Source organism: Enterobacter cloacae complex sp. P6RS, from assembly GCF_014982245.1.
GTDB lineage: Bacteria > Pseudomonadota > Gammaproteobacteria > Enterobacterales > Enterobacteriaceae > Enterobacter > Enterobacter bugandensis.
The window spans coordinates 1-298 of the sequence record NZ_JADCLB010000071.1; the positions used below are offsets into that span (position 1 = coordinate 1).

At 44.0% G+C, this 298-nt stretch carries 1 protein-coding gene; it reads right to left on the reverse strand.

All coding sequences use genetic code 11. The features are described from left to right. The coding region (locus INF73_RS21970; protein ID WP_305038850.1) for a DNA gyrase subunit A at window positions 1-298 on the reverse strand (298 nt) is incomplete at both ends.

Genomic DNA, 298 nt, shown 5'->3' on the forward strand with positions numbered 1-298 from the left:
ACTTAACTGTGATAAACGAGCTTCTGTATAACGCATCGCCGCTGGCGGGTCGCCATCCATACTTCCGTTGTTTCCGTGCATTTCAATTAGTACTTCCCGTAATTTCCAGTCTTGACTTAGACGGACCATCGCTACATAAATACTACTGTCGCCATGGGGATGATAATTCCCCATAATGTTTCCGACAGATTTTGCTGATTTACGAAAGCCTTTATCAAAGGTATTGCCGTCTTTATTCATTGAAAAGAGAATGCGGCGTTGTACTGGTTTTAGCCCATCTCGAATATCTGGTAGGGCC